General features: G+C 64.6%; 5 protein-coding genes. 4 read left to right on the top strand and 1 reads right to left on the bottom strand.

Annotated elements, in window-relative coordinates:
• Together Q8R73_RS19735 and Q8R73_RS19730 are read left to right on the top strand one after the other, a co-directional pair.
• The coding region (locus Q8R73_RS19735; protein ID WP_371126137.1) for a glycosyltransferase family 9 protein at nt 1-177 on the top strand (177 nt) is incomplete at its 5' end.
• The gene (locus Q8R73_RS19730; RefSeq protein ID WP_305721227.1) at nt 174-716 is read left to right on the top strand and encodes an HAD family hydrolase; all 543 of its coding nucleotides are present in this window, start codon (nt 174-176) and stop codon (nt 714-716) included. The genes Q8R73_RS19735 and Q8R73_RS19730, both read left to right, overlap by 4 nt.
• Here the strand turns inward: Q8R73_RS19730 and Q8R73_RS19725 are convergent.
• A complete protein-coding gene (locus tag Q8R73_RS19725) occupies nt 698-1,765 on the bottom strand; it encodes a glycosyltransferase family 4 protein (RefSeq protein WP_305721226.1) in 1,068 nt (355 codons plus the stop codon). The genes Q8R73_RS19730 and Q8R73_RS19725 overlap by 19 nt on opposite strands.
• Before the next feature lie 108 nt (nt 1,766-1,873).
• Here Q8R73_RS19725 and galE point away from each other — a divergent pair, with 108 nt between their 5' ends.
• Together galE and Q8R73_RS19715 are read left to right on the top strand one after the other, a co-directional pair.
• On the top strand, nt 1,874-2,887 hold the full coding sequence (gene galE, locus Q8R73_RS19720) for a UDP-glucose 4-epimerase GalE (RefSeq protein WP_305721225.1): 1,014 nt from the start codon (nt 1,874-1,876) through the stop codon (nt 2,885-2,887).
• Nucleotides 2,888-3,014: 127 nt separating this feature from the next.
• Nucleotides 3,015-3,776: ABC transporter transmembrane domain-containing protein (locus Q8R73_RS19715; protein WP_305721224.1), on the top strand; the 762-nt coding region annotated here is incomplete at its 3' end.

The following is a 3,776-nucleotide window of genomic DNA, read 5'->3' as shown; positions in this document are numbered from 1 at the left end:
TATCACTGGGCGCCGCTGAACGGCCTCGCCGCGACCGTGCAGACCAGCACCGTCGTGCCGTGCCAGCCCTGCCATCGGCCGGTCTGCACCATGAACGAGCACCGCTGCATGCGCGATATTCCCGCTTCCGACGTGGCTGATATTGCCGAGCGCCTGCTGGCCGGAGTGCGGCCATGAGCAGCATCGATCCTGCCGGTTACACGCCCAGGCCCGCCGCATTCCTCGACCGCGACGGCGTGATCAATCACGACGACGGCTACATGGGCACGCAGGACCGGATTCGCTGGATGCCGAACGCGGCGAAGGCGATCCGCCGGCTGAACGAGGCCGGCTATTTTGTGTTCTTCTTCACCAACCAATCCGGCGTGGCGCGTGGTTTTTTCACCGAGGACGATGTCGGCAAGCTGCATGACTGGATGCTCGAAGAACTGGCGGCGCAGGGCGCACGGGTCGACGACGTCAGGTATTGTCCGCATCATCCGGCCGGTACCGTCGAGGGTTACCTGCAAGACCACCACTGGCGCAAACCGGCGCCCGGCATGATCCACGACCTGATGGCGCACTGGCCGGTGCGTCACGCGGGCAGTTTTGTCATTGGCGACCGTCCCACCGACATCGAGGCGGCGGAGGCCGCAGGGCTGCCGGGGTTCCTGTTCGCGGGCGGCGATCTAGATGCGTTTGTTGCAGACGTGATGGCTCAAACCAGCCTGCGGTAAACTTCCGCGATCCGGCTGGCTTCCGCATCGAGGCTGAATTTCTCCAGCACCCGCGCGCGAGCGCGCTCGCCCATCGCCGCTGCCGCAGCGGGATCGCGCATCAGCGGCTCGAGGGCGCACACCAGTGCATCGACATCGCCTGATGGCGTCAGCACGCCGGTGACGCCGTCTTCGACCACGAGTTCGGCCGCGCCCGCACGCGACGCGACCAGCGCCGCGCCTGCCGACATCGCCTCGATCAGGGTCAGCCCAAAACCCTCGTTGCGCGAGGTGAAGGCGTAGATCGTCAGCCGCTGGTACCAGCGCGGCACCTCTTCGATATCGAGTTCGCCCGTGATGACGATGCGCGATTGCAGGCCCGCGGCGTCGATCCGTTTGCGCAGGTCCTCCGCGAACGCGGTTTGCTCCGGCGTGATGGCGCCGACCATGACGGCGGTGAAGTCGGGATAGCGCGGCAACAGCCGGCACATCGCATCGACGAAAACGTCGCTGCCCTTCTGCGCGCGTACCCGGCCGAAGCAGCCGATGGCGTAGCGGCCCGGCAACCCGGCTTCGGCGAAGGCGGCGGCGCGATCCGCGGGCGGCGCGTAAGTGCCGGTATCGACGCCGTGCATGACGACATCCGCTTCGCGCCTGAGAAAGGATTTCGATATTTCGCTGGTGGCGATGATCGCGTCCATCCGCCGGATCAGCCAGCGCGTGATCCAGCTGTGATGGCGCTGCGCCGCCGAGGTGAATACCAGTTTCAGGGGCCAGCCCAGCGACCGCAGCAGCACGCCCGCGATCATCTCGTTGTTGCGTCGCGCATGCCAGATCACGGCGTCGCGGCGGCGCCAGCATTTCGCGAGATCCGCAAGTCCGATGCGCGCGATCCCCTCGGGCGCATCGGAACCGAGCCAGCCCGCGCGAAACAGTTTCGCCAGTTTCGGCGCCACCATGCGGTTGGTCGCGGTGACGCCGGAATAGCGCCTGTGCAGATTCGGCACGATCAGCTGCAGATTACCTGAGGAAAGGGTCTCGATCGGCACGTTGGGCTCCGTTTCGCGCATTTCCTATACGCAACATTAATCATAGTGACCAGTTCGCCTGCGCCGAAACCCACTCTTCACCGCGTCCCGGCTAGCATCGGGCCGATAGATCGCAAGATGGGTGAAGTCATGACTGTGCTTGTCACCGGCGGCGCCGGCTATATCGGAAGTCACACGGTTCATGCGCTGGCGGAAGCCGGCGAAAGCGTGGTCGTGATCGACAATCTGTCGACCGGATTTTCCGCCTTCGTGCCCGAAGGCGTGCCGCTGTTCATCGGCGATGCCGGCGACGAGAACCTCGTCGAGGGCGTGATCGCAGCACATGACGTCAAGAGCATCGTTCATTTCGCGGGCTCCGTGGTGGTGCCGGATTCGATGCGCGATCCGCTGGCCTATTACCGCAACAACACCATGACGACACGCAGCCTGCTCAACGCGGCGGTGAAATGCGGCGTCAACCGTTTCATCTTTTCATCGACTGCCGCAGTGTACGGCAATCCGCATCAGGTGCCGGTCCGCGAGAGCGCGCCGACCCGGCCGCTGTCGCCTTACGGCTCCTCGAAGCTGATGACCGAAATCATGCTGCATGATACCGCCGCCGCGCACGGCATGAACTATGTCGCGCTGCGCTACTTCAACGTCGCGGGCGCCGACCCCCAAGCGCGCATCGGGCTTGCCACGGTCGGCGCGACTCATCTGCTGAAGATCGCGGTCGAGGCGGCCACCGGACAGCGCGCCAAGGTCGATGTGTTCGGCACCGATTACCCGACGCCGGACGGCAGTTGCGTCAGGGATTTCATCCATGTCAGCGATCTGGCGCAGGCGCATGGCGCCGCGTTGACCTATCTGCGCGGCGGCGGCACCTCGGCGACGTTGAACTGCGGCTACGGCCGCGGCTATTCCGTGCTGGAGACCATCGAGGCTGTGCGGCGGGTCTCCGGGCGCAATTTCGCGGTTCAGTATGCGCCGCGCCGGCCCGGCGACATCATGACCATGATCGCGGACACCAGCCGCATCCGCAGCACGCTGGACTGGACCCCGCAATTCGACGACCTCGACACCATTGCAGCCCACGCGCTGGCGTGGGAGGAGAAATCGTTCCGCGAGCGCCATGGCGCGCTGCCGCAGGCCGTTTCGGCCTAGAAACCGGTTCGGCGCAAGCCCCGATTTGGCTTGAAAAACCATGATTTAGCGGGCAAGGAGACGGACGTTTCGCAAGCCAACCCTGACACGCGGGCGGGTGCCTGCCAGCGCTGTCAATGGAACGCGGATGACCGAACTTCCCAGGAAAATCACTGACGATCCCCATGGCGCAGCGATCCTGATTCGGCGCCTGGTCACCGAACAGGGTCTGACCTACTGGCGGCGCTATCTGATGGCGTTCGTTCTGATGGCGGTGTCGGCGGCCGCGACCGCCGGCTCGGCCTGGGTTCTCGGCGAGGTCATCAACAAGGCCTATGTCGACAAGGACGTGCGCGGCATCGCGCTCCTGTCCGGGTTGACCATCCTGATTTTCATCCTCAAGGGCGCGGCGACCTACGGTCACCAGGTCATCCTGTCGAAAATCTCCAATGCGATCCTCGCCAACAACCAGCGCCGGCTGTTCGCCAAACTGATGAGCGAAAGCGTCGCATTCTTTTCGGAGCGGCATTCGTCGGAATTTCTGGCGCGGCTGACCGCCGGCGCCACGTCCGTCACCCAGGTTCTCAACCTGTTGATCAACGCGCTCGGCCGCGACCTGCTGCTGCTGATCGGCCTCGTCTGCGTCATGCTGATGCAGGATCCGTACATGGCGCTGTTCGGATTTCTGGTGGCGCCGCCGGCCATGCTGGTGCTGCGCAAACTGGTGAAGCGGATCAAGGGGCTGGCGCACAACCAGTTCACCGGCAACGCCGACATTCTCGAAACCATGCAGGAATCGCTGCAGGGCATCCGCACCGTCAAGGCCTTCACACTCGAACAGACCATGCGCGAGCGGATCGACGCCAGCATCACGGCGGTCGAGCACAACGCCAACAAGATGGCGCGGGTC

The organism is Bradyrhizobium sp. (assembly GCF_030697065.1).
Classification (GTDB): domain Bacteria; phylum Pseudomonadota; class Alphaproteobacteria; order Rhizobiales; family Xanthobacteraceae; genus Bradyrhizobium.
Note: the sequence above shows the minus strand (reverse complement) of the source record. Positions and strands in the feature narration are given on the sequence as shown.